This is a genomic window from Halomonas sp. GD1P12, from assembly GCF_025725645.1.
In the GTDB taxonomy this organism is placed as follows: Bacteria; Pseudomonadota; Gammaproteobacteria; order Pseudomonadales; family Halomonadaceae; genus Vreelandella.
Genome location: NZ_CP107007.1, coordinates 49,602 through 74,134 on the forward strand (window position 1 = coordinate 49,602; position 24,533 = coordinate 74,134).

At 63.5% G+C, this 24,533-nt stretch carries 21 protein-coding genes; 6 read left to right on the forward strand and 15 right to left on the reverse strand.

Annotated elements, in window-relative coordinates; translation table 11 throughout:
• The first annotated feature begins 83 nt into the window (after nt 1–83).
• The gene (locus OCT39_RS00220) at nt 84–1,415 is read left to right on the forward strand and encodes a deoxyguanosinetriphosphate triphosphohydrolase (protein ID WP_263585729.1); all 1,332 of its coding nucleotides are present in this window, start codon (nt 84–86) and stop codon (nt 1,413–1,415) included.
• On the opposite strand, the gene OCT39_RS00225 is transcribed toward OCT39_RS00220, so the two are convergent.
• From OCT39_RS00225 to tkt, 10 genes are all read right to left on the reverse strand, one after another.
• Complete coding sequence (locus OCT39_RS00225) at nt 1,412–2,320, reverse strand: nuclease-related domain-containing protein (protein ID WP_263585730.1); 909 nt, start codon at nt 2,318–2,320, stop codon at nt 1,412–1,414. The two genes, OCT39_RS00220 and OCT39_RS00225, sit on opposite strands and share 4 nt — an antisense overlap.
• 51 nt (nt 2,321–2,371) lie before the next feature.
• Nucleotides 2,372–2,746, reverse strand: coding sequence for a translation initiation factor Sui1 (locus OCT39_RS00230; RefSeq protein WP_263585731.1), 375 nt, complete (start codon nt 2,744–2,746; stop codon nt 2,372–2,374).
• Nucleotides 2,730–3,443 carry an HAD family hydrolase gene (locus OCT39_RS00235; protein ID WP_263585732.1) on the reverse strand — a complete coding sequence of 238 codons (714 nt, stop codon included), beginning with the start codon at nt 3,441–3,443 and terminating at the stop codon, nt 2,730–2,732. Before OCT39_RS00235 ends, OCT39_RS00230 begins: the two co-directional genes overlap by 17 nt.
• A 269-nt stretch (nt 3,444–3,712) precedes the next feature.
• The gene (locus tag OCT39_RS00240) at nt 3,713–4,057 is read right to left on the reverse strand and encodes a hypothetical protein (RefSeq protein WP_263585733.1); all 345 of its coding nucleotides are present in this window, start codon (nt 4,055–4,057) and stop codon (nt 3,713–3,715) included.
• A gap of 148 nt (nt 4,058–4,205) precedes the next feature.
• Nucleotides 4,206–5,270: a class II fructose-bisphosphate aldolase gene (gene fba, locus OCT39_RS00245; RefSeq protein WP_263585734.1), complete on the reverse strand. Its 1,065-nt coding sequence runs from the start codon at nt 5,268–5,270 to the stop codon at nt 4,206–4,208.
• A gap of 49 nt (nt 5,271–5,319) precedes the next feature.
• Nucleotides 5,320–6,489, reverse strand: a complete 1,170-nt coding sequence (locus tag OCT39_RS00250; protein WP_263585735.1) for a phosphoglycerate kinase — start codon at nt 6,487–6,489, stop codon at nt 5,320–5,322.
• Between the two features lie 34 nt (nt 6,490–6,523).
• A complete protein-coding gene (locus tag OCT39_RS00255; RefSeq protein WP_263585736.1) occupies nt 6,524–7,567 on the reverse strand; it encodes a type I glyceraldehyde-3-phosphate dehydrogenase in 1,044 nt (347 codons plus the stop codon).
• Between the two features lie 66 nt (nt 7,568–7,633).
• The gene (locus tag OCT39_RS00260; RefSeq protein WP_263585737.1) at nt 7,634–8,356 is read right to left on the reverse strand and encodes an LrgB family protein; all 723 of its coding nucleotides are present in this window, start codon (nt 8,354–8,356) and stop codon (nt 7,634–7,636) included.
• A gap of 12 nt (nt 8,357–8,368) precedes the next feature.
• Nucleotides 8,369–8,713, reverse strand: a complete 345-nt coding sequence (locus OCT39_RS00265) for a CidA/LrgA family protein (protein ID WP_263585738.1) — start codon at nt 8,711–8,713, stop codon at nt 8,369–8,371.
• A gap of 33 nt (nt 8,714–8,746) precedes the next feature.
• Entirely contained in the window at nt 8,747–10,735 is a 1,989-nt protein-coding gene (gene tkt / locus OCT39_RS00270; RefSeq protein ID WP_263585739.1) for a transketolase, read from the reverse strand.
• A 273-nt stretch (nt 10,736–11,008) separates the two neighbouring features.
• Between tkt and metK the strand changes: the two genes are divergently transcribed.
• Entirely contained in the window at nt 11,009–12,229 is a 1,221-nt protein-coding gene (gene metK, locus OCT39_RS00275; protein ID WP_263585740.1) for a methionine adenosyltransferase, read from the forward strand.
• Nucleotides 12,230–12,343: 114 nt separating this feature from the next.
• A complete protein-coding gene (ligB, locus tag OCT39_RS00280; protein ID WP_263585741.1) occupies nt 12,344–14,158 on the forward strand; it encodes an NAD-dependent DNA ligase LigB in 1,815 nt (604 codons plus the stop codon).
• 11 nt (nt 14,159–14,169) lie between these two features.
• Here the strand turns inward: ligB and OCT39_RS00285 are convergent, their stop codons facing one another.
• Nucleotides 14,170–15,105, reverse strand: coding sequence for an AEC family transporter (locus OCT39_RS00285; RefSeq protein ID WP_263585742.1), 936 nt, complete (start codon nt 15,103–15,105; stop codon nt 14,170–14,172).
• A gap of 136 nt (nt 15,106–15,241) precedes the next feature.
• Between OCT39_RS00285 and metF the strand changes: the two genes are divergently transcribed.
• A complete protein-coding gene (gene metF / locus OCT39_RS00290) occupies nt 15,242–16,084 on the forward strand; it encodes a methylenetetrahydrofolate reductase [NAD(P)H] (RefSeq protein ID WP_263585743.1) in 843 nt (280 codons plus the stop codon).
• 197 nt (nt 16,085–16,281) lie between these two features.
• On the opposite strand, the gene OCT39_RS00295 is transcribed toward metF, so the two are convergent.
• From OCT39_RS00295 to prlC, 4 genes are all read right to left on the reverse strand, one after another.
• Complete coding sequence (locus tag OCT39_RS00295; protein WP_263585744.1) at nt 16,282–18,483, reverse strand: TRAP transporter permease; 2,202 nt, start codon at nt 18,481–18,483, stop codon at nt 16,282–16,284.
• 88 nt (nt 18,484–18,571) lie between these two features.
• Nucleotides 18,572–19,561 (reverse strand): TAXI family TRAP transporter solute-binding subunit, encoded by a 990-nt coding sequence (locus tag OCT39_RS00300; protein ID WP_263585745.1) that lies wholly within the window; start codon nt 19,559–19,561, stop codon nt 18,572–18,574.
• 347 nt (nt 19,562–19,908) lie between these two features.
• On the reverse strand, nt 19,909–20,157 hold the full coding sequence (locus tag OCT39_RS00305; RefSeq protein ID WP_263585746.1) for a YheV family putative zinc ribbon protein: 249 nt from the start codon (nt 20,155–20,157) through the stop codon (nt 19,909–19,911).
• Nucleotides 20,158–20,239: 82 nt separating this feature from the next.
• A complete protein-coding gene (gene prlC / locus OCT39_RS00310) occupies nt 20,240–22,288 on the reverse strand; it encodes an oligopeptidase A (protein WP_263585747.1) in 2,049 nt (682 codons plus the stop codon).
• A gap of 243 nt (nt 22,289–22,531) precedes the next feature.
• Here prlC and OCT39_RS00315 point away from each other — a divergent pair, with 243 nt between their 5' ends.
• Both OCT39_RS00315 and OCT39_RS00320 read left to right on the forward strand, forming a co-directional pair.
• Nucleotides 22,532–23,881 (forward strand): sodium-dependent transporter, encoded by a 1,350-nt coding sequence (locus tag OCT39_RS00315; protein WP_263585748.1) that lies wholly within the window; start codon nt 22,532–22,534, stop codon nt 23,879–23,881.
• A 23-nt stretch (nt 23,882–23,904) separates the two neighbouring features.
• On the forward strand, nt 23,905–24,459 hold the full coding sequence (locus tag OCT39_RS00320) for a gamma carbonic anhydrase family protein (RefSeq protein ID WP_263585749.1): 555 nt from the start codon (nt 23,905–23,907) through the stop codon (nt 24,457–24,459).
• Nucleotides 24,460–24,533 lie beyond the last annotated feature (74 nt).

Genomic DNA, 24,533 nt, shown 5'->3' on the forward strand with positions numbered 1-24,533 from the left:
TCTGCGTTTACTATACCCCGCTCGACCTCACGTCCCGCTACTACCCGTTTTGTGTCAAAATGCACGCCTCAAGGAGGATTGCCATGACACACATGCGCTGGGAGCAGCTGCTCTCGCCCCGTCGTTTGCACGACAAGCGTTCGACCACCGGCCGTGAAATGGGGCGTACTCCGTTTCACAAGGATCATGACCGCATCGTCTTTTCCGGCTCGTTTCGTCGGCTGGGTCGCAAGACTCAGGTGCATCCGCTCACCGAGAACGACCACATCCATACTCGGCTGACCCACTCGCTGGAGGTGGGCTGCGTGGGCCGTTCGCTCGGCATGATCGTCGGCGAGCTCTTGAGCGACCAGCTGCCCGAGTGGATTACCCCGGCGGATCTCGGTGTGATCGTGCAGACCGCTTGCCTGGGCCATGACATCGGCAATCCCCCTTTTGGCCACGCCGGTGAGTACGCCATTCGCGACTGGTTTCGCCGCGCCCAGGGAAGCGGGCTGCTCGACGGGCTTTCCGAGGCAGAGTGCGAGGATTTGCTCACCTTCGAGGGCAACGCCCAGGGCTTTCGCGTCATTACTCAGATCGAGTACAACCAGTTCAATGGCGGTATGCGACTCTCGGCGGCGACCCTTGGCACGCTGTTGAAATATCCCTGGACCGTTCGCTACGGCGGCCGCATGGGCAAGTTCGGCTGCTATCAATCGGAGCAGGCGCTGCTTACGGAAGTGGCCAATGCGGTGGGGCTCTTGCCCCAGGGCGAGCAGCGCTGGTGTCGCCATCCGCTGGCATGGCTGGTCGAGGCCGCCGACGATATCTGCTACGCGCTGCTTGACCTGGAAGACGGCCTCGAGATGGGCATTTTGCGCTACGAGGAGGTCGTGGAGATTCTGCGCCAGATCGCCGGTGAGTTTCCGCCGGAGTACGACGATATGCTCAGTCGCAACGTCTCGCAGCGTCGGCGCATCGCGCTTTTACGCGGGGCGGCCATGGAGCGTGCAGTCAACGAAGTGGCGTCGGTGTTCGTGCAAAACGAACAGGCGCTGTTGAGCGGCACGCTGGGTGAGGATCTGCTGGAGCTTTGCCACCCGGATCTGGGATGGGGCGTGCAGGCGGCCAAGCAGCTCGCCCGGGAGCGTATTTTTCAAAACGAGCGCAAGGCGAAACTCGAGATCGGCGCCTACACGACGCTGGGCATTCTGCTGGAGGCGTTCATCGGCGCCGCCCATGAGCTTCACCACACGGGCCAAAGCTCGTTCAAGCATCAGCGCGTATTGGCACTGATCGGAGAAAACACGCCGCTCCCCTCCTGGTCGCTGTACGACAGCTACCGGCGCATGCTCGATTTCATTGGCGGGATGACCGACCACTACGCGGTGGACCTGGCTCAGGAGATGGGCGGTCGGCTTCGCGGCGACTAGACCGAGGCCTTCTGCAGATGGGGCGGCTCGACCATGCGCGAGCGCTCCAGCAGCGCGTGGATGATCTGGTCGTGAAGCGCGTCGGACAAACGCGTCGACGTGAACTCGGTGAGCTCGCGCGCGAGCTGCTCACCGCTGACCACGAGGATGTCCGGTGCCGCCTCGGACGTATCGATGGTCCAGCCCGGTAGCGCCAGCACGCCTTTTACCTCGACCGCCGCGCCGCAGCGCTGCGCCAGCCAGTCGGAAAGCCAGGCAACGCCTTCGCGCGTCTTGAGCAGCGGGCGGCGCTCCTGCCAGTGAGGAAAGCGCAGCCGTTCGTGCTCGACCGCGACCTCGTTGAGCTCCTTGCCGTCAGGACCGAGTGCCAGCGTTCGCGCGCGGGTTTCCACCACGAACACACCGTGCGGCGTCACGACCACGTGGTCGATGGTGAAGTGATCGGTGGGCACATCGTGAAACACGCAGTAGGGATGCGCTTGCGGGCGAATCAGTTGCTCGAGCTCCTGGCCCACCGCCAGCTCGCAGGCAAGGCCTAGCTTGAGCCGGCGGATACGCTGATAGTCGCGAATCAGCAGCAGCGAAAATGCCACGACCAACAAGGTGCTGATAAGCCCATAGAGCGCCCATTCGCCCCACTCCTGATGCTCCACGAACAGCATACGGCCCATCCCGTAAATGAGCGGCGCAAGGCTTACGATAGGGCCAAGGGCGCCGTTGAGAAAGAGCGCGGAGTAGGCACGATCGAGGCGGGTGCGAAGACCCTGGCCGGGTTCTCTGAGCGGGGCGTTGAAGGGGGAATCGACGCGCGCGTCGTGAAGGCTGCGCAGCGCCAGTACGACGCTGGCCATGGCCGCCATCGGAAACAAGAAAATCAGCGGTAGCAGATACTCCAGCCAGACCATTGCAGTGCCTTACCTGTGTGCAGAATCGCTCTGCGGTGCGCGCCGGGCCGTTTAGCCGCCCGCCAGTTTGACCTTATAACCCAGCGCTTCGAGCGCCGTTTTAAGCGTTTCGCGGTGGTCGCCCTGAATCTCGACGACCCCATCCTTGACGGCGCCGCCGGTACCGCAGCGCTTTTTGAGCGTTTTCGAAAGCGCCTTGAGCTCCTCGCCGGCTAGCGGAATCCCGCTGAGCGTGGTGACACCCTTGCCCTTGCGCCCGCTGGTTTCGCGGCGAATGCGCACGATACCGTCGAGTGAGGCGAGCCTTGCCTGCTCGCTTTGCTCCTCGCAGCGGCACTCGTCGATGGGTGCGCGGCAATCGGGGCAGGTTCTGCCCTGCTCGGTTGAGTATACAAGACCACCCAACTGATCACGTAATGAGGCCATACTGTTTCTCTAACAAATACTCGGGTATTGCCACGCTTTTTCGCCCCGCGACCAGCTGTGCCACGACCCCCGGCAGCTGCTGCATGCGCTCGATCGTAATCGCGCCTTCCGGCGTGGTTTCGGTCTCGGGGAAGCGGTTCAAATGAATCACGGTCATGCCCGCTTTCAGCGCGGCGCGAACGCCCACCAGCGCATCGTCGATGGCGATGCATTCACTGGCGCTGTAGCCCATGATACTGGCTGCGTGCAGATGTAGACAGGGTTCCGGCTTCCAGCAGTTGGCGGTATAGCCGCTGAAAAAACGCTTGCCGAAGTAAAGCGTCAGGTCGACGGCCTTGAGCGCGGACTGGATCTTGCTCTCCGGGCCATTGGAGACCACGGCGCTGGGGAAATGGCGAAGCTTTTTGAGCGCCGCCATGACGCCGGGCAGCGTGGTGAGCTCGCGACTCAGGCGGTGAGCGAGGTTGTCGCGCATGAGCCGCTCAGCCGTGGCGAGCCGGTCGGGGTCGACGGCGCCAAAGCGCGCCTGAAGCTCGGCGACGATATTGCGAAAGCGGGCGCCGCGAAATTCGCCCATGTAGTCCTGGCGTTTAAAAGGCAGACCCACCGCGCAGAGCGCGATCGCCATCTCTTCAGCGAGAAGAGGTTCGCTGTCAACCAAAGTGCCATCACAATCGAATAACAAAAGTGGAAGCATCGGTGATCCTTGCAGCGCCGTTGGCTGCGTGTAATAAACCCGTGGTACAAGGTTATCGGGCATTCAATAGCCGACTTTAGTTCTATTGAACGGGATTTTTTTGACTTTGTGAACACTGTTTTATAATTTTTTGAGCCTGCTGAACGTGAAAAAGCGCGCTCTGGGCGCGCTTGAAAATCGGATGATCGAAAAAACAGCAGCTAAAACCTTCACTTCCCGACGGCGTTAACGAAACGGCAAGAGGGATAACGCAGATTAAAAAAATGTGCTCAGCGTGAAAGCCTGCGTGAATTGGCGCGGCTGCGGCGATGATACGGCGACATCGTTTTCTGACTGGTGACCCACCAGGGCGCATAGTGGCCATTCATGGCGCCGAAAAAGGCCTTTTGCATCGCCATGCCCGCCTCGATGCTCGCTTCCATCTTTTCGGTCACCATGCGCTGATTCTCGAGCATCATGCCCGGGCTGAAAAACGGCTGGGTTTGCCAAAGGTGTTGGCGCTGAGCGATCGTCGAAAGCGACGTGCTCCAAAGCTCCAGCGCCATCATGGTGGCGCTATAGATCCCCATCATGGGAACGAAGGGAGCGCTGAACGGCGTGGCGGAGTGCTTCATGGCGATTACCTTCAGTTGATGAAACAGAGTCGATACGGTGATGGCGCCATACTACGCCGATGCTGCGCTGCAACAAGCGTTTTTGATAAGTGATGGCAATAAAAAAGGCGGCCAGGGCCGCCTTTCTCGATTCATGAACGCGAGGTGTTTACTTCACCTTCGGGTCCAGCTCGCCGCGGGCGTAGCGCTCGTACATGTCTTCCAGGTTGATCGGTTTGATCTTGCTGGCATTGCCGGCGGTGCCGAACGCTTCGTAACGAGCGATACACAGATCGCGCATGGACGACACGGTTTCCTTGAGGAATTTACGCGGGTCGAACTCGGACGGGTTCTGGGCCAGGAAGCGGCGAACCGCGCCGGTGGAGGCCAGGCGCAGGTCGGTGTCGATATTGACCTTGCGTACGCCGTGTTTGATGCCTTCGACGATCTCTTCGACCGGCACGCCGTAGGTTTCGGGAATCTCGCCGCCGTACTGGTTGATGATCTCGAGCCACTCCTGGGGTACCGAGGAGGAGCCGTGCATGACCAGATGGGTGTCCGGGATGCGCGCGTGGATCTCCTTGATACGCTGGATCGAAAGCGTATCGCCGGTGGGGGGCTGAGTGAACTTGTAGGCGCCGTGGCTGGTGCCGATGGCGATGGCCAGTGCGTCGACGTGGGTCGCCTTGACGAACTCGGCGGCCTCTTCCGGATCGGTCAGAAGCTGCTCCATGTCGAGCTTACCTTCCGCGCCGATGCCGTCTTCTTCGCCGGCCATGCCGGTTTCCAGGCTTCCCAGGCAGCCAAGCTCGCCTTCGACGGAGACGCCGCAGGCGTGGGCCATTTCCACCGTGCGGCGGGTGACGTCGACGTTGTAGTCGTAATCCATCGGCGTCTTGCCGTCTTCACCTAATGATCCGTCCATCATCACCGAGGAGAAGCCGAGCTGGATCGAGCGCTGGCACACCGCGGGGCTGGTGCCGTGGTCCTGGTGCATGACCACCGGGATATGCGGAAACTCTTCCACCGCGGCCAGAATCAGGTGGCGCAGAAACGGCGCGCCGGCGTACTTGCGCGCCCCGGCAGACGCCTGCACGATCACCGGCGAGTCGGTCTTGTCGGCGGCTTCCATGATGGCGCGCATCTGCTCGAGGTTGTTGACGTTGAAGGCCGGGATGCCGTAGCCGTGTTCGGCGGCGTGGTCGAGCATCTGGCGCATGCTGATTAAAGCCATGAAGTCACCTTACTGGTTGTCGATCGTGAGGGTCGGTGGTGTTAACGGGTTACGCGCCGCGGGCAGCGGCTTCGAGGGCGGTCACGGCGGGAAGCGCCTTGCCCTCGACGTACTCCAAAAACGCGCCGCCGCCGGTGGAAATATAGGAGACGCGATCGCTAATGGCGTACTTGTCGATCGCGGCCAGGGTGTCGCCGCCGCCGGCGATCGAGAACGCCGCGCTTTCGGCGATCGCTTTCGAGAGCGCCTCGGTGCCCTTGCCGAACTGGTCGATCTCGAACACGCCCACCGGGCCGTTCCATAAAATCGTGCCGGCGTCCTTCAAAAGCCCGGCCAGGCGGCCGGCGGTGTCCGGGCCGATATCGAGGATCATCTCGTCGTCCGCCACCTGATCGACCGGCTTGACCGTCGCTTTCGCGGACTCGGAAAACTCGGTGGCCACGACCACGTCGGTGGGCAGCGGAATGTTGACCGTCGCCATCAGCGTTTTGGCCTGATCGACCAGATCCGCTTCAAAAAGCGATTTGCCCACATTATAACCCGCCGCGGCGATGAAGGTGTTGGCGATGCCGCCGCCGACGATGAGCTGGTCGCACTTCTCGGAGAGCGCATTGAGCACGTCGAGCTTGGTCGAGACCTTCGAGCCGCCGACGATCGCCGTCATGGGCCGTTTCGGCGTGGCCAGCGCCTTCTCGAGCGCTTCAAGCTCGCCGGCGAGCAGCGGGCCGGCGCAGGCGATGGGGGCAAAGCGCGCCACGCCGTGGGTCGAGGCCTGGGCGCGGTGGGCGGTGCCAAAGGCGTCCATCACGAAAATGTCACAAAGCGCGGCGTAGCGTTTGGCCAGCGCCTCGTCGTCCTTTTTCTCGCCGGTGTTGAAGCGCACGTTTTCGAGTAGCACGACATCACCGTCGTCGAGTTCCGGCGCCTTGTCGAGGTAGTCGGTGGCAAGCATGACCGGCTGGCCCAGCAGCTCGCCAAGGTGCTCGGCGACCGGGCCGAGCGAGAACTCCTCGGCGGGCTCGCCTTCGGTGGGACGGCCCAGGTGGCTCATCAGCAGCACTTTTGCGCCGGCATCCCTGGCCGCCTGAATGGTCGGCAGGGCGGCGCGCAGACGCGCGTCGCTGGTGACGCGGCCATGCTTGATCGGTACGTTCAGATCCTCGCGGATCAGCACGCGCTGACCCTTTAGCGAGTGCTCGGACATCGTTTGCACGTTCATCCAGACGGCTTCCTTGTGGTTGGGCGTTGGTACGTCAGTGGCTTGGAGGCGGCGCGAGCGACGCCAGGCGTCGGCTGATATCCAGCATTCGGTTGGCAAACCCCCACTCGTTGTCGAACCAGCAGAGCAGTTTGACCAGCCGCTTGCCGGCGACCCGGGTCTGGGTGGCGTCCAGAATGCCCGAGTGCGGGTCGTGATTGAAGTCGACCGAGGCCATTGGGGCCTCGGTGTAGTCCAGCACGCCTAGAAGACGCGTGCGGCACACTTCCTTCAACAGCGCGTTGACTTCCTGGGCGTCGGTATCGCGCTTCACGGTGAGCGCGGCATCCATCGCCGAAACGTTAATGGTCGGCACGCGCACGTGCAAGCACTCGAAGCGCCCCTTGAGTGCCGGCATCAAGCGGCTGATGCCCACGGCCAGGCCCGTATCGACGGGCACGATGGAGTGCATCGCCGAGCGGGTCAGGCGCAGGTCGGTCTGGTGGTAGGCATCGATCACCGGCTGGTCGTTCATCGCCGAGTGAATGGTGGTGGTCACGCCGTGCTCGAGCCCCAGCGCCTCGTCGAGCACGGTGAGAAGCGGCACCAGACAGTTGGTCGTGCACGACGCCGCCGACAAAATGCGCTGCTCGGCCGACAGCGTCTGTTCGTTGATCCCCCAGACGATAGTGGCGTCGACGTCGGACTCCGCCGGCTGCGAGAACAAAAGCCGCCTGGCGCCGGCCTCGAGATGCTGTTCAGCGGTGGCGCGGTCCTTGAAGCTACCCGAACACTCCAGCACCAGGTCGATCTCAAGCGCTCGCCAGGGCAGGCGGGACGGGTCGGCTTCGCTGAGTACCTGAATGCGCCGCCCGCCCACCACCAGCGCCTCGCCGTCGCTCTCTACTGAGGCAGGAAAACGGCCATGCGTGGTATCGAAGCGGGTGAGATACGCAATCGTATCCAGATCCGACAGCTCGTTGATCGCGACGATCTCGAGGTCGGGGTCGTCGCGCTCGATGAGCGCGCGCAGCACGCACTGGCCGACGCGGCCATAGCCGTTGATGGCGATACGAAATGCAGGTGTGGACTCGGCCATAAGCGGCAGCTCTTTAGCGGGCGGTGGCGGCCAGGCGGCCGTAAACTCGCGTGATTCTAGCGTATTTCATGGCTTGGCTCCTACCAGGTGCCAGGCAAGCGGCAGCAAAAGCGCGGTGAAAATACCCGTAAGGCTCATGCCGAGCGACGCGAAGGCGCCGGCGGTGGGGCTTATTTCGAACGCCCGCACGGTGCCGATCGCGTGGCCGTTGAGTCCCAGGGTAAAGCCGATGACGCGCTCGTCCTCGATCTTCAAAAGTTTCGCCGCCGGGCCGGTGAACGCCGCCGTGGCCACGCCGGTCACCAGCAGCGCGCCGAGCATCAGCGCCACCGAGCCGCCAATTTGCTCGGTGATGCCGATGGCGATCGGCGCGGTGACCGATTTGGCGGCAAGCGAGGCGAGAATGTCCGGTGGCGCGCCCAGAAGCCAGGCAATGCCCAAGGCATAGCAGGCGGCCAGGGTGGCGGCGATGGGTAGGCAAACGGCCAGCTCGCGCCACAACGCGCGGATGTGCGGTAGCTGCTGATAAAGCGGCATGCCCAGCGCCACCGTGGCCGGGCCCAGCAGCAGGGTCAGCCACAGCGCCCCTTCGCGATAGCGCGGGTAGGGCAGATCGATCAGCGCAAGCGTGGCGGCGAGCAGGAGCGCGGCGATCAGCACCGCCGGCAGCCAGGCGGGCCGTTTCAGACGCACGAACAGGGCGTTGGCGACGATGAACGCCGCAAGCGTTAGAGCCACGGCGAACAGCGGCGACGCGGCGAGCGTCTCGAGCAAACCGTCAGCGTTCATGGCGACCTTCCATCATGATCTGTCCATCAGAGCCTTGAGCAGCCAGAGAGTGCTCGCCACGCTTGCCAGCGTGCCGAGCACCAGCGCGGCAAGAATTACCGACCACTGACCCTGGAGGTCGTCGATGATGAAGAACACCCCAACGACGCCGGGCATGATCAGCATCGCTAAAAGCGCGATCAGCGGCTGGGCCGCGGCGGCCAAAGGGGCCGGGACGCGGCGAAGAAGCATCAGCGTGGCGGTGAGCAACAGCATTCCCACCACGCCGGAGGAGACGGGCAGACCGGAGAGGCGAATGACCGCCTCCCCGATCAGGTAGTAGCCGACCAGCCACAAGAAACCGGTTAGTGCGGGCATCCGGGCGGCGGCTCCTTGCTGCGCGCGACGGGATCAGCCCAGCAGTTCACGGGCTTGGTCGACGATGTTGTCCACAGTGAAACCGAAGTGCTTGAACAGATCGCCGGCTGGCGCAGACTCACCAAAGGTGGTCATGCCGATCACGCGGCCATCGAGGCCCACGTACTTGTACCAGTAATCAGCGTGGGCGGCTTCGATCGCGATGCGCTTGCTCACCGCGCGTGGCAGGACGTGCTCCTTGTACTCGGCGTCCTGCTCGTCGAAGCGGTCGGTCGAGGGCATCGATACCACGCGCACCGCGCGGCCCTGGCCTTCGAGCGCGGCGGCCGCGTCCATGGCCAGCGCCACTTCCGAGCCGGTGGCGATCAGAATCAGCTCCGGAGTGCCCTCGGCATCCTTCAACACGTAGCCGCCGCGCTGAATCTCGGCAAGCTGCGACTGAGCGCGGGCCTGGTGCGGTAGGTTCTGGCGCGAGAGCACCAGCGCCGTGGGCCCTGAGCGGCGCTTGAGCGCGGCATCCCAGGACGCCATGGTCTCGACGGCATCGCAAGGGCGCCAGGTCGAGAGGTTCGGCGTGGTACGCAGGTTCGTGAGCTGCTCGATCGGCTGGTGGGTCGGGCCGTCTTCGCCAAGGCCAATGGAGTCGTGGGTGAAGACGTAGATCGCCTGATTACCGATCAGAGCGGCCATGCGTACGGCGTTGCGCATGTACTCCATGAAGATCAGGAACGTGGCGCCGTAGGGGACGAAGCCGCCGTGCAGAGCAATGCCGTTCATCACCGCGCCCATACCGAACTCGCGCACGCCGTAGTGCAGGTAGCTGCCGCTCGGGTCTTCTGCAGTGATTGCCTGGGTGCCTTCCCAGTAGGTCAGGTTCGACGGGGCCAGGTCGGCGCTGCCGCCCAGAAGCTCCGGCATCTGCGGGCCGATGGCGTTGAGCGCGGCAAGCGATGCCTTGCGCGAGGCGATGCTTTCGCCTTTCTCCTGCGCCTTTTCGATCAGCGCTTCGGTGCCGAGCTCGGCGGGCAGTTCGCCCTTCATGCGGCGCTTGAACTCGCGGGCGAGTTCCGGGTGGGCGTCAGCGTAGCGCGCGAAGCGCTCGTTCCAGGCATCCTGCTGCTTTTTACCCGCCTCACGGGCGTCCCAGGCGGTGTAGATCGGCTCGGGGATATAAAACGGCGCGTGCTCCCAGCCGAGCTGCTTGCGCGTTGCCGCCACTTCGTCGTCGCCGAGCGCGGCGCCGTGGGACTCTTCCTTGCCCTGCTTGTTGGGCGCGCCGAAGCCGATGATGGTCTTGCAGATGATCAAACTCGGCTTGTCACTCTGTTTGGCGAGTTCGATGGCGGCCTTGATCTCTTCCGGCTTGTGGCCGTCGACGTTGGGCACCACGTGCCAGCCGTAGGACTCGAAGCGCTTGGCGGTGTCGTCGGTGAACCAGCCCTCGACTTCGCCGTCGATGGAGATGCCGTTATCGTCATACAGCGCGATCAGCTTGCCAAGCTGCTGGGTGCCGGCAAACGAGGCCGCTTCGTGAGAGACGCCTTCCATCAGGCAGCCGTCGCCGAGGAAACACCAGGTGTGGTGGTCGACCACGGTGTGGCCCGGGCGGTTGAACTGTGCGGCCAACGTGCGCTCGGCCAGGGCAAAGCCCACGGCGTTGGCAAACCCCTGACCGAGCGGGCCGGTCGTGGTTTCGATGCCCGGCGCGTAGCCGAATTCCGGATGGCCGGCGGTGGGCGAGTGGAGCTTGCGAAATGACTGCAGGTGCTCGAGGCTCACGTCGTAGCCGGTGAGGTGCAACAGCGAATAGAGCAGCATCGAGCCGTGCCCGTTGGAGAGCACGAAGCGGTCGCGGTCGGCCCACTTCGGATCCTCGGGGTTGTGCTTCAAGTAGTCGTTCCACAGCACCTCGGCGATATCCGCCATGCCCATGGGGGCGCCGGGGTGGCCGGAATTGGCCTTCTGGACGGCATCCATGGAAAGGGCGCGAATGGCGTTGGCCAGCTCAAAACGGGACGGCATGGGGGGCTCCTCGCCTGAAGACGGAAAACAGGGATCAGAAAACATCGATATAACAGCGAGAATATCGATGCGAAAACCAGAAAGGGGGCTATTGTCGCTGACTTCAAGGGCCTCGGCAAATTATAGGCACGCCTTATGGGAACGCGCCTTGCTTGCGTGTAAACTCCACCGTTTGCGGCGGCGTCGCCGCGTTACCACTCCGGCAGGGTGCCTCCTGCCGCGATTTTTTTGATGCTGTCAGCCGGCAGCCGTCGTACGAGGGCCGAGCGCGTAATGAGCGAATATTCCCTGTTTACCTCCGAATCCGTTTCCGAGGGGCATCCCGATAAAATTGCCGACCAGATTTCCGATGCGGTGCTGGATGCGATCATCGCCCGGGACAAGCAGGCGCGCGTGGCCTGCGAAACCCTGGTCAAGACCGGTGTCGCGATCATCGCCGGCGAGATCACGACCTCCGCCTGGGTCGACCTGGAAACCCTGGTACGCGACGTGATCACCGATATCGGCTATACCTCGTCACAAGTGGGCTTCGACGGCGCGACCTGTGGCGTGGTGAACCTGATCGGCAAGCAGAGCGTGGAGATCGCTCAGGGCGTCGATCGCACCAAGCCCGAAGATCAGGGTGCCGGCGACCAGGGCCTGATGTTCGGCTACGCCACCAACGAAACCGACTCCTACATGCCGGCGCCGATTCATTACTCGCACCGCCTGGTGGAGCGCCAGGCGGAGCTGCGTAAAAACGGCATGCTGCCCTGGCTTCGCCCGGACGCCAAGAGTCAGGTGACCTTCCGCTACGACGCGCAGGGTCAGCCCTGCGGCGTCGATGCGGTGGTGCTCTCGACCCAGCACGACCCGGAGATCGCCCAGGAAGACCTGCGCCACATGGTGCTGCGCGAGATCATCGAAGAAGTGCTGCCCGCCGAGTGGCTCGACGAGAACACCCAATACCACATCAACCCGACGGGCAAGTTCGTCATCGGTGGCCCGGTGGGCGACTGCGGGTTGACCGGGCGTAAGATCATCGTCGACACCTACGGCGGCATGGCCCGCCACGGCGGCGGCGCGTTCTCGGGCAAGGACCCCTCAAAAGTGGACCGCAGTGCGGCCTACGCCGGTCGCTACGTGGCCAAGAACGTGGTCGCGGCGGGACTTGCCGACAAGTGCGAAATCCAGGTGTCGTATGCCATCGGCGTGGCCGAGCCGACCTCGGTCTCGATCGACACCTTCGGCACCGGCAAGATCGATGACGCTCGCATCGTCGAGCTGGTACGCGAGCACTTCGACCTGCGCCCCTACGCGATCACCACAATGCTCGATTTGCTGCACCCGATGTATCAGCTCACCGCCGCCTACGGCCACTTCGGCCGCGAGCCCTTCGAGCACCGCTATGAGTGGGTGGACGACAAGGGCGAGACGCAGGTCGAGACCTTCACCGCCTTCCCCTGGGAGAAGATCGACAAGGCGGACGCGCTCAAAAGCGCCGCCGGCCTCTAGGCCCGCCCCGCGTTCGATCCAGCGCCCTCGGCTTTGCCGGGGGCGTTTTTTTATGGGCGAAAGTCCCACGGCTGCCCTAGGCTTTTGATGAATAGTGAGCCTCGGGGCCGAGTCATGACGATCAAAAGGCGTACGCTTTCCTCTTTGTTGACGCTAGCCGTACTGTTCCTGCTGGCCTTTGGGGTTCGCGCCGATGACTGCCCGCCCTGGCCCGATGAGCGGCTCACACTCGAAACCCAGGCCCTGGCCGAGCAGATCGCGCTGTGGGATTTGAGCTACCACGGCGAAGGCGTGGCGCTGGTCAGCGATACGCTGTACGACCAGGCCGCGGCGCGTTTGGCGCAGTGGCAGCGCTGTCTTGGGCAAACGCCGCAGCACCGGCCGCTCGAAAACGTTCTGGAAACCGACGCTACACACGCTACTACCGCTCGTCCTGATTCCGCTCGCCCTGATTCCACTCGGACGAGCTCCACGCGTACCACGCCCACTCGCACGGTTTCCCCGCCTGCTCTGCCTGCGTCCGCTGAGCGTACCATTTCCACCCGCGCCCACCCGGCGGCGCAGACCGGGCTCGAAAAAACCGACGAGGAGGGCGTGCGCCGCTTCACTACCCGCCGCGACAATCTCTGGATTCAGCCCAAGGTCGACGGGGTGGCGGTCACGCTCCACTATGAGGCCGGCGAGCTGATCGATGCGGTCAGCCGCGGCGATGGCGAGCGCGGCCAGAACTGGACCCCGCGCGCGCTGGAGCTGCCCGCGGTGCCCAACCGGCTGCCCCGGCCCATCGACGCGATCCTCCAGGGGGAGCTCTATTGGCGCCTGAGTGACCACGTTCAGGCCCAGGCGCCGGAGAGCGGTGCCCGGGGGCGGGTGGCCGGCGTCATGGCCCAGCGCGCGCCGAGCGCGGAGACGCTCGAGCGTATCGGGCTCTTCGTCTGGGACTGGCCGGACGGCCCGACGGACATGGCCACTCGGCTTGACGCGCTTCGAGCGCTCGGCTTCGACACCGCGGCCTATACCCACCGCCTCGATGAGCAGCACGATGCCGCCTACTGGCGCGAGACCTGGTTCAACGCACCGCTGCCATTTGCCACCGACGGCGTGGTGATCAAGCAGGCCGAGCGCCCGGGCATCCAGAGCTGGTCGAGCTCGCCGCCGAGCTGGGCGGTGGCCTGGAAGTATCCGCCAAGCCAGGCGCTGGCGCAGGTGCGCGGCGTCGAGTTTCGCGTCGGCCGCACCGGGCGGGTGACGCCGCTTCTGCACCTCTACCCGGTCGAGCTCGACGGGCGGCGCATTGGCCGGGTGTCGCTGGGCTCGCTCGATCGCTGGCGCGAGTGGGACGTGCGCCCCGGCGACCAGGTCGCCGTCGAGCTCGCCGGGCTCACCATCCCTCAGGCGCGCGAGGTGGTCTGGCACACCCGCGAGCGCGCCGAGCTCACCCCGCCGGCGCCCGAGCGCTATCATCTCTTGAGCTGCTTTTCGCTGACGCCGGGCTGTTTCGACCAGCTGCTGGCACGGCTGACGTATCTTGGCGAGCGGCTCAACATGCGTGGGGTGGGTGAGGGCACCTGGCGCGCGCTGTTGGAGGCGGGGGCGGTGAACGAGCTTTTGGGCTGGCAGCAACTGAGCCGCGAGGCGCTCCTGCAGGTCTCCGGCATCGGGGAGGCGCGCGCCGAAGCGCTCTTGAGCGCGTTTCGCCAGGCGCGCGGCGCCTCCTTCGCGACGTGGCTGGACGCTCTCGGCGTGCCGCCGGGGGCAAACGCGCGCCTGCAGAATTGGGAAACGCTCAAGGCGTTGAGTGCCGACGAGTGGCAGGCCCGGCCCGGCGTCGGCCCCGTGCGCGGTGAGGCGCTGGCGGCGTTTTTCAGCCATCCCGAGCTTGCGCGCATGGCGATTCAGCTGCGCGCCGTCGGCGTAGCGGGTTTTTGAGCAGCGCCTTTCTAGCCGAGCCCGGTGAGTGACAGCATCACGCCCAGATAAAGCGGTATCAAAAGTGGGGCCAGCAGCGTGCTCGTCAGCACCGCAAGCGCCCCCTTTTGCGGCTCGATCCCAAGCTCCATGGCGACCACCACCACGTTGGAGGCCATCGGCACCACGCTCAACAGCAATAGCGCCAACGCCAGCGTCGGCGAAAGCCCCAGGAGCGCATCGAGTACCAGTACCCCAATGAGCATCAGCGTCGGCCACAGCACGTAGCGAAGACCCAGGCACGCCAGCACGAAGCGCGTATCCCAGGCCGCAAGCCGCGCCTGGCTCAAGGTCATGCCGATGATCATCATGCCCAGCAGCGTGTAGCTTGCCGGGAACACCGAAAGCGACTCCATCACCGGCGCGGGCAGGCGTATCGAGAGCGCGCCGAGCAAAAGCGCCAGGGCGAAGGCGTAAAGAAGCGGCAGGCGGCTGATCTTGATGAGGCTCTGGCGCACCGAGAACTGGCCGCGCGCGCTCAGGTAAAAGCCCACGGTGAACTCGTAAAGATTGATGCCCAACATGCAGAAGAGATAGAGCGTCACTCCCTCTGGCGGTAACAAAATCAACGCGATGGGCAGACCGAAGTAGCCGGTATTGCCGGTGCCCGAGGAGAACGCCAAAAGCGCCGCTTCATGAGCGCCGAAAACGCGCCGGCCAAGCGCGTTGACCGCCAGCGCCAGGGTGCTGGTGAAGAGAAAAAGCGCCAGCGTCAGCGTCAAATACTCGGCGGTCGGGTCACCGTTCATCAGCGCTCGAAAGACGGTGAACGGCGCGATCACGTAGACCAGCAGCGTGGCGATGGGCTGCGGATTCACCTTGAGCCGTTTGGCCGCAACGAAACCGAGTGCCACGAAGCTCAGAAGTGTCAGTAAAGGGCCCGCAAGCGTTGCAAAGGAGAGGTCCATGAGGTTTTCCAAAGGTTAAAGGCCGCGACTATGAATCAAATTAACGTAGCGCCGTGGAATCTTTCATTAGCCGCCCCCCGGCTCAGCGGCGACAATAGGCCACATTATCACCTTTATAGCCCCCGCGAGGCCCGTCATGAGCAGCCAGGAACATCCGTTAGGTATCAGCTTCGAGTTCTTTCCGCCGAGCACCGAGGCCGGGCGCGAGAAGCTGATTCACGTGCGCGATGCGCTGGCCGCCACCAACCCGCGCTTTTTCTCGGTCACCTACGGCGCCGGTGGCTCTACCCAGGCGCGCACCCAGGACATCGTTCGCCGGGTGAGCGAAAGCGGTATCACTACCGCGCCCCACCTCTCCTGCATCGGCAGTGAAAAGGCGCAGCTGCGCGATCTGCTGGCGCAGTACCGCGAAGAGGGCGTTGAGAGCCTGGTGGCGCTGCGCGGCGATCTGCCCTCGGGCATGGCGAGTATCGGCGAGCTGCGCTACGCCAACGAACTGGTCGAGTTCATCCGCGCGGAAACCGGCGATCACTTCAACATCGCCGTGGCCGCCTACCCGGAGTCGCATCCTCAGGCGGCCAACCTCGAGCGCGACGTGGAGAATTTCGCGCGCAAGATGAACGCTGGCGCCGACATGGCGATCACCCAGTACTTCTTCACCGCCGACGCCTACTTCCACTTCGTCGAGCGCGCCCGCGCCCACGGCGTCACCCAGCCGATCATTCCGGGCATCATGCCGATCACCAACTACACCAAGCTGGCGCGCTTTTCCGATGCCTGCGGCGCCGAGATCCCGCGCTGGATTCGCAAGCAGCTCGAATCCTTTGGTGACGACCACGAATCGATCGCCGCTTTCGGCACCGATGTCGTTACCCGGTTGTCGCAACGCCTGCTCGACGGCGGTGCGCCGGGCCTTCATTTCTACACCCTGAACCAATCCGCTCCGGTGCTGAAGGTCGTGAATAATCTGGTCGGCTAACGCGTATCGGAGAATATGTTGAGCAGGGGGGCGCCGTATCGAGTAACCCTCCGCGGGGCGCTATGAATACCTCCCTGTACGCTACTTTCGCCATCCCTGGCGAAAAACCCCCGCTACGGGTCACTCGATACGGCTACTCATAAAAAACGCCCGTCTGGCGAACCAGGCGGGCGTTGTCGTTTTACGCGATTCACTTTCTATGACGAAGCGCTGGTCGACGGTGTGTTGGCCCTCTGGCGCCGCTGCATCAAAAACAGCGCCGCGGCGATGGCAAGGCCCAACGCATCGGTATAGATGCCGCCGTAGATCAGAAAAATCGCCCCCACCAGCATCACCACCCGCGCCGCGCCGTTGACCGGCCCGAAGAACCACTTCTGCACCATGCCCGAGAGCAGCACGATACCGAGCGTGGCGGTCACGCCGACGCGCAGGATCTGTAGCGCCGAGCCTTCCATCAGCATCGCCGGGCTGTAGAAGAACATGAACGGCACGATAAACGCCGCCAGCCCGATCTTGAACGACGCCACCGAGGTACCCATCGGGTTATCGCCGGAGATGCCCGCCGCCGCGTAGGAGGCCAGCGCCACCGGCGGGGTGATTGCCGAGACCACCGCGAAGTAGAACACGAAGAAGTGTGCCACCAGCGGCTGGATGCCGATATTGATCAACCCGGGCGCCACCACGGACGCCGCGACCGCGTAGGCGGCGGTGGTCGGCATGCCCATGCCCAGCAAAATGCTGATCAGCATGGCGAACACCAGCGCCAAAAGCTGGCTGACGCCGGCAAGCCCCAATAAGAGCGAAGAGAAGCGCGCGCCGACGCCGGTCAGCGAAATGACGCCGACGATCAGCCCGGCGCAGGCGCACACGGCGATGATCTGGATCGACATGGTGCCGGCGAGCTGCAGCGCTTTCAAAATCGCTTTCGGCCCCATCTTGTTCGGTGAAATCCAGCTCACTACCGCCGCCGAGGCGGTCGCAAGCGTGCCCGCGCGAATCACCGAGTAGCCCATGAACAGCGCTGCGATCAAAATGATGATCGGCGCGAACAGGTACACCTGCTTTACCAGACGCGAGAAGCGCGGAATTTCGTCCTTACGCATGCCGCGCATGCCCTTGCGCGCCGCCTCGAAATCGACCATGAAGTAGATCGACGCGAAGTAGAGCACCGCGGGAATGATCGCGGCGATGGCGATCTCGGTATAGGGAATGCCGGTCACTTCCGCCATGATAAAGGCGCCCGCGCCCATGATCGGCGGCATGATCTGCCCGCCGGTAGAGGCCGCCGCCTCGATGGCGCCGGCGCTGCGCGCGGGATAACCCACTTTCTTCATCAGCGGAATGGTTAGCGAGCCCGTGGAGACCACGTTACCCGCCGAGGTGCCGTTGATCATGCCCATCAGGCCCGAGGCGAAGATCGAGACCTTGGCCGGGCCGCCGCGCGCGCGCCCGGCGGCGGCGAAAGCGAAGTTGACGAAGTAGTCGCCCACTTTGGAGGCCTGCAAAAACGCCGCGAAAATGATGAACAGGATGATGTAGGTCGAGGAGACCGCGGTGGTCGGGCCGAGAATCCCGGCGTCGGTGTAGACCTGGCTGAAAAAGCGCTGCACCGATAGCCCCGGATAGCCCAGAAAGCCCGGTAGATAGGGCCCGGCGAAAACGTAGACCAAAAAGACGGCGGAGATCACCACCAGCGCCAGGCCCGCCACACGCCGGGTCAGCTCCAGAATCAACAGCGAGCCGGCGATTGCCGCCCAGGAGATGCCGATTGGCGCAAAGGAGGTGCCGGTCGAGGCGCGCATGGGCGAGTTGTACATCAGCAGTAAATAGCCGGCGCTTGCCAGCGCGCACACCATCAGGACCAGATCCGCCGGGTTGAAGCGATCACGCTCCAGGCGAAAGCCCCAGGAGAGCACGATGGCAACGGCGGTGGTCGCCATCAGCGGATAGCCAAAGTGCCAGTTCTCCACGCCGGGGTCGATGCGCATGGCGCCGCCGGCCAGCGTCTGCTGCATCAAGAATACCTGCACCAGCGTATAGGCCGCCGGAATCAGCAGCGCGAACCCCAGCGCCTTGAGCCACGCGGGCGAGGCGTGGGTCCCGGCCTCGGCAAAGCGGGCGCCGGCGAAAAGCCCGTACCCGAGAATCAGGGCGCCGGCGATGTGGATGATACGAAACGACCAGGTTTCGATCGGGTAGACGTTCAGCGAGAACAGGTGAAAGCCCGAGTAGAGAATCGCGAGCGTCGCAAAGAGCAAAAACTGCCAGCCGGTAAAGACGCGCCGGTTGGCTTCGACCACTTCCTCGTCGACACCATCGGCGATCGTCGCGCTTGAGGCCGCGGTGACGTGACCTTCATCCTTGGCATCAAATGGGGGGGAGTCGGCGTTATGACTCATGCAAGGTCACCTTCAGTCATCGGTAAAAGGGAGAGGCAAAACGGCCCCGCGCGGCATCGCCGGCGGGGCAAAAAGCGAGCGGGTCGGCTTACTTGATCAGGCTGTCGTCGATCTCATAGCCGTTCTCTTCGAACCAGCGCGCCGCCCCCGGGTGGAAGGGCAGCACGGTGTTGTGCACGACGTTTTCCGGCACGGTGGTTTCGGCGCTACGGTGAATCGAGCGCATGCGGTCGTTGTTCTCCATGGTCACCTTGGTGACTTCGTAGATGAAGTCCTCGGGCAAATCGCAGCCCGCCATGGCGAAGTTCCACATGGAGACGACTGGGGAGTCCTCCTCGAGCGTGGTGTAGGTGCTCGCCGGAATGTCGTACTCCGCGACCGGGTAGTTGTCGAGCACGGTAGCGCGCTCTTCATCGGTGAAGGAGATGATGTTGACGTCGGTCTGCACTTCGAGCTGGCTCACCGCCGGAATCGGGATGCCTGCGGCGAAGGCGATGACGTCCAGCAGGCCGTCCTGGAGCTGGCCACCGAGATCCGACCAGCCGCCGTTACGGCGCTCGAAGTTCACGCCCAGGGTTTCCAGCATCGCCGGGAAGTAGGTGTCCGAGGTGGAGGCCGCCGGGCCAAAGCCGATGCGCGCGCCGTCGGGAATGTCGGAGATCGACTCGATGCCGGAGCTTGAAAGCGCGGTAATCGAGAACGGCGTTTCGTACATCGGGAACAGTGCGCAGACGTTATCCATCTTGAGCCCCGGCGCCAGCGGGCTTTCGCCGTTCACCGCATCAGCGGCCGGGCCCATGGTGGTCAGTCCGAAGGCCATGTCGCCGGAGTGCACCAGCGCCAGGTTTTGAGTCGGACCGCCGGTCACTTCGCCGCCGCCGGAAAGGCCCAGCTCATCGGCGATGAAGTTGGCCCAGCCGGAGCCGTAGACGAAGTAAGTGCCGCCCTGACTTGCGGTACCAACGGTGAAGTTGTCCGGCCAGCCGGCGCGGTCTTCCTCGGCGCTGGCGCTACCGGCAGCGGCAACGAGGGTGGCGCTTGCGAGCATAAGCGCGGTTTTGGGCATGAGTTGGCGCATGGCGAGAATTCCCTGGCGGTTATTGAGGTTTTTGTAAAACGGCTTTTGAAACAAGGCAGCAATGGCCCGGTTAAACAGCCTGTTTAGAGCGATCCTCGTGCCAGGTAATGTCCCTTTATTTGTTTTCAGTTAGTTACGACGTTTTCCTGCAACTTTGGTCGAAACCGAAGAAGCGGGATGTGGCTGGATATTCGCACAGACGCCGGGTTCAGACGTGCGAAAAGCCGCACACTCGGGTGCGAGGCCACTCGAATGCGAGGCCACTCGGATGCGAGGCGCGGTCGTCAAGGCGTTACTGGATGGCGTAAGCGCCAGTCAGGCAGGCTGGCGTCAGACAAAAGCTCGGGTCAGGATTTTCTTTTGGGGTCGAGAATCCGCACCGGCTGGACGTCCTGGCTCTTTTGCTCCTCGCGTACCTGGTTGACCCGGGTGGTCAGCTCCGAGGAGTTTTCGTCTTCAATGGGGAGCTGCTCGAAAAAATCGCAGCTCACGCACTCGCGATAGCGAATGCCGTTCTGCTCCCAGGCGCGGATGCGGTCCATGGCCGCGCAGCGCGGGCAGGTGACGCCAGCGATAAAGCGTTTCACACTCGACATGGTCTCTCCCGAGCGCGGCGGCTTGCCGCGCTCATTAGTCGTTGAAAAGAGGTCGTTGAAAAGAGGTCGTTGAAAGGGCGCGTCAGGCGGCGCGGATACCGCTATGGCGCAAAAGCGGCTCGACGCTTGGCTCGCGTCCGCGAAACGCCTCGAACAGTTCGGCGGCATCCACCGCGCCACCTTGTTCGAGAATCTGCTGGCGAAAGCGGGTGCCGGTGGCCGGATCGAAAATGCCCGCTTCCTCGAACGCACTCCAGGCGTCCGCCGAGAGCACTTCTGCCCACTTGTAGCTGTAGTAGCCCGCCGCGTAGCCGCCGGCGAAAATGTGGCTAAAGCTGTTCTGGAAGCGGTTAAAGTCGACCGTGGGTACGACCGAGGTTTGGCGGCGTACCTCGTCCAGAAGCGTCTGCACGTCATCGGCACTCGGCGCTTTGAGTTCGTGATGCAGGCGCAGGTCAAAAAGCGAGAACTCGAGCTGGCGCATCATGCCCATGGCGGACTGGAAGTTTTTCGCCGCCAACAGGCGCTCGAACAGCGTCTCGGGCAGCGGCTCGCCGCTCTCGACGTGGCCGGAAAGCAGGTCGATGCCCTCGCGCTCCCAGCAGTAGTTCTCCATGAACTGGCTGGGCAGCTCCACCGCGTCCCAGGCCACGCCGTTGATGCCGGAGATATCGGCGATCGACTGGCGGGTGAGCATGTGGTGCAGGCCGTGGCCAAACTCGTGAAACAGCGTGGTGACTTCGTCGTGGGTCAAAAGGGCGGGCTTGTCGCCGACCGGGGCGGTGAAGTTGCAGGTCAAAAACGCCACCGGCAGCTGCAGGCCGTCGGCGCCTTCGCGACGAACGCGGCAGTCGGCCATCCAGGCACCGCCGCGCTTGCCTTCGCGGGCGTAGAGGTCGAGATAGAAGCCGGCGATCGGCGTGCCGTTTTCCAGAATGTTGAAAAAGCGCACGTCCGGGTGATAGCGCGGCGCCTGCGTGTCCTCCTCGACCTGCAGGCCGTAAAGACGCTCGAGCACCTGGAAGAGCCCGTCGACCACGCGCGGGGCGGGGAAGTAGGGGCGAAGCTGCTCCTGGTTGATCGCATAGCGCGCCTCGCGAAGCTTTTCACTGGCGTAGCCGACATCCCAGGGCTTCAAGGTGTCGATGCCGAGCTCCTCGCGGGCAAAGCGGCCAAGCTCCTCGAACTCCTCCTCGGCCTGGGGTTTGGCACGGCGGGCCAGGTCGTTGAGAAATTCTTCTACCTGGGCCGGCGAGTCCGCCATTTTGGTCGCCAGCGACAGATCGGCGTAGGTATCGAAGCCGAGCAGCTGGGCCAGCTCCTGGCGCAGCGCGAGAATTTCCTCGATCAGCGCGGCGTTGTCGAAGCGTCCCGCGTTCGGGCCCTGGTTTGAGGCGCGGGTGACGAAGGCGGTGTACACCTCTTCGCGAAGCTCGCGGCGGTCGGCATAGCTGACCACCGGGAAAAAGCTCGGGAAATCGAGGGTGATGCGGTAGCCCTCGACGCCCTTCGCCTCAGCGATGGCTTTCAGCGTCTCGCGGGCGCTTTCCGGCACGCCGGCCAGTTCATCAACGCTTTCGATATCCTTGTGCCAGGCCTGAGTAGCGTCCAGCACGTGGTTGGAGTACTGGTTGGAAAGCTGTGAGAGCCGCGCCTGGATCTCGCCGTAGCGCGCCTTTTTATCCGCGGGCAGATCAACGCCTGCCAGGCGGAAATCGCGCAGGGCGTTGTCCACGGCGCGCTGTTGGCCGGCATCGAGGTTCGACCAGGTGGGCTCCTGCTTGAGCGCTTGCCAGGCGTGAAAGAGGCCTTCGTGCTGGCCTACCCACGTACCAAAGGCGGAGAGCTTTTCGATGCACGCCTCATAGGCCTCTCGAAGTTCCGGCGAGTTCATGGTGCTGTTGAGCTGGCTGACCGGCGACCACGCGCGGGAAAGGCGGTCGTTGACCTCCTCCAAGGGGGCTGCGAAGTTCGCCCAGGTCGGCGGCGTGTGACGTGCCTGGTCGACGAGGGACTCGATGGCCGCACGGCTTTCGTCCAAAAGCGTGTCGATCGCCGGGAGTACGTGCTCGGCGCGAATATCGGCGAAAGGGGGGAGCGTTTGTGTCTCAAGCAGGGGATTTTGGGACATGGACACCTCGTTGAAAATGAAAGGGCGCGATCAGAAAGCGATCATGACACAGTGCGGGCGATGCCCCGCGCTTTCAATGGCGGCGGCGCTATTAAGCGGCGGCTGCGCGGGCGCTCACAAAGCGCTCGAGGCGCTTCATGGCGGGTTTGACTGACCATTGGCCTTTACGTAGGCGCCTGCTAGGCTTGCCGACTTTCACTACGATCTTCGATACCCATTTTTCGAGTCCGCCAGGAGCAGGTGATGAACGACACGCTAGAGCGCTGGGGGTCCAAACGCGCCTTTATCCTCGCAATGACCGGGGCGGCGGTGGGACTTGGCAATATCTGGCGCTTTCCCTATATCGCCGGGGAAAACGGCGGCGCGGCGTTTTTATTGCTGTATATCGCCTTCGTGCTGCTGCTGGGCATTCCGGTGATGATGGCGGAAATTCTGATCGGCCGCGGCGGGCGCCAAAGCCCGATGCGCTCGCTGGCCACGCTCGCCAGGGCAAGCCAGGCGAGTCCGCGCTGGCGTTATCTGGGGCTTTTTGGCGCGCTGACCGTCTTCTGCATTCTGTCGTTTTACTCGGTGGTGTCCGGCTGGTCGATCGAATTTCTGGTGGCCTCGATCAACGGCACCTTCGAGGGCCAGTCGCCGCAGGCGATTGGCGCCGGCTTCGAGGCCTTTCTGGCCAACCCCTGGCTTCTGGTTTTCAACCACTCGCTGTTTCTGTTCATCACCATGACCGTGGTCGCCGCCGGCGTGGCCAAGGGTTTGGAGCGGCTGAACAACTTTCTGATGCCGCTTTTGTATCTCCTGCTGCTGGTGCTGGCGGGCTACGGGGCGAGCACCGACGGTTTCGGCCCGGCGCTTGGCTGGCTCTTTTTGCCCTCTTTTGAAGCAATCACGCCGACGGTGGTGTTTCACGCCATGGGCCACGCCTTCTTCACCCTGGCGGTGGGCGCCTGCGCGCTGATGGCCTATGGCGCTTACATGCCCGAAGAGCAGAGTCTGACCCGGGCGGCCTTCGCGGTGGCGCTGCTCGATATCTGCGTGGCGCTATTGGCCGGTATCGCGATTTTCTCCGTCGTGTTCGCCCAGGGGCTCGACCCGGCCCAGGGGCCGGGGCTGATGTTCGTCACCCTGCCCATCGCCTTCGCCGAGCTGCCTTTTGGCAGCCTCTGGCTCAGTGGCTTTTTCCTGCTGTTGCTGCTGGCGACCTGGACATCGGCGATCAATCTGGCCGAACCGATGGTCGCCACGCTCACCGGCATGGGCTGGCGGCGGAGTATCAGTACCGCGGCGGTGGCTGTGAGCGTCTGGCTACTCGGCGTGCTGGCCGCGCTCTCCTTCTCCACGCTTGGCGAGTTCCGCCCGCTTTGGGGGCGCAACGTGTTCGAGCTTTTAAGCTCGATTCCGCCGGATGTCTTTTTGCCGCTGGGCGGGCTCTTGATCGCCATCTTCGCGGCCTGGGTGTTGCCGGAATCCCTGGCGGTCGAGTCGCTGGGGGCGGGTAGTCGTGGCTACCGGCTCTGGCGTGCTACGCTTCGCTATATATCGATTCCGTTAACGTTGGTGGTGCTGGTCGGTGGCGTGCTGGCGCTGGGCTGACCGACCAGCTTGAAGGAGCACACATGAGCAAGGCGTTGAGAGCGTTCAAGGGGCAGAGCCCGCGGTTGGGTGAGCGGGTCTTCATCGACCCGGCGAGCGTCGTGATCGGCGATGTCGTGCTGGGTGATGACTGCTCGGTCTGGCCGATGACGGTGATTCGCGGCGATATGCACCGTATCCGTATCGGCGCGCGGGTCAGTATCCAGGATGGCAGCGTGCTGCATATCACCCATGCCAGCGACTTCAATCCGGACGGCTTTGCGCTCACCGTGGGCGATGACGTGACCATCGGCCACAAGGCGCTTTTGCACGGCGCCACCCTCGGCAGCCGCATTCTGGTGGGGATGGGCGCGATCGTCATGGACGGCGTGGTGGTCGAAGACGAAGTGATCATCGCCGCCGGCGCCGTGGTGACCCCGGGCAAAACGCTCGAAAGCGGTCATGTCTACGGCGGCAACCCGGCGAAGGCGCTGCGCCCGCTCAAGGAGAAGGAGCGGGCGTTTTTTACCTATACGGCAGGCAATTACGTGAAGCTGAAGGATCAGTTTTTGGCCGAACCGGATAACGAATCTGCCTAAACGGTTGCCCTGACACTCTTTTTTCTATTCTCAGCGTGTCGCGCGGGTCTATAATCTGTTAATTTATACAGTTT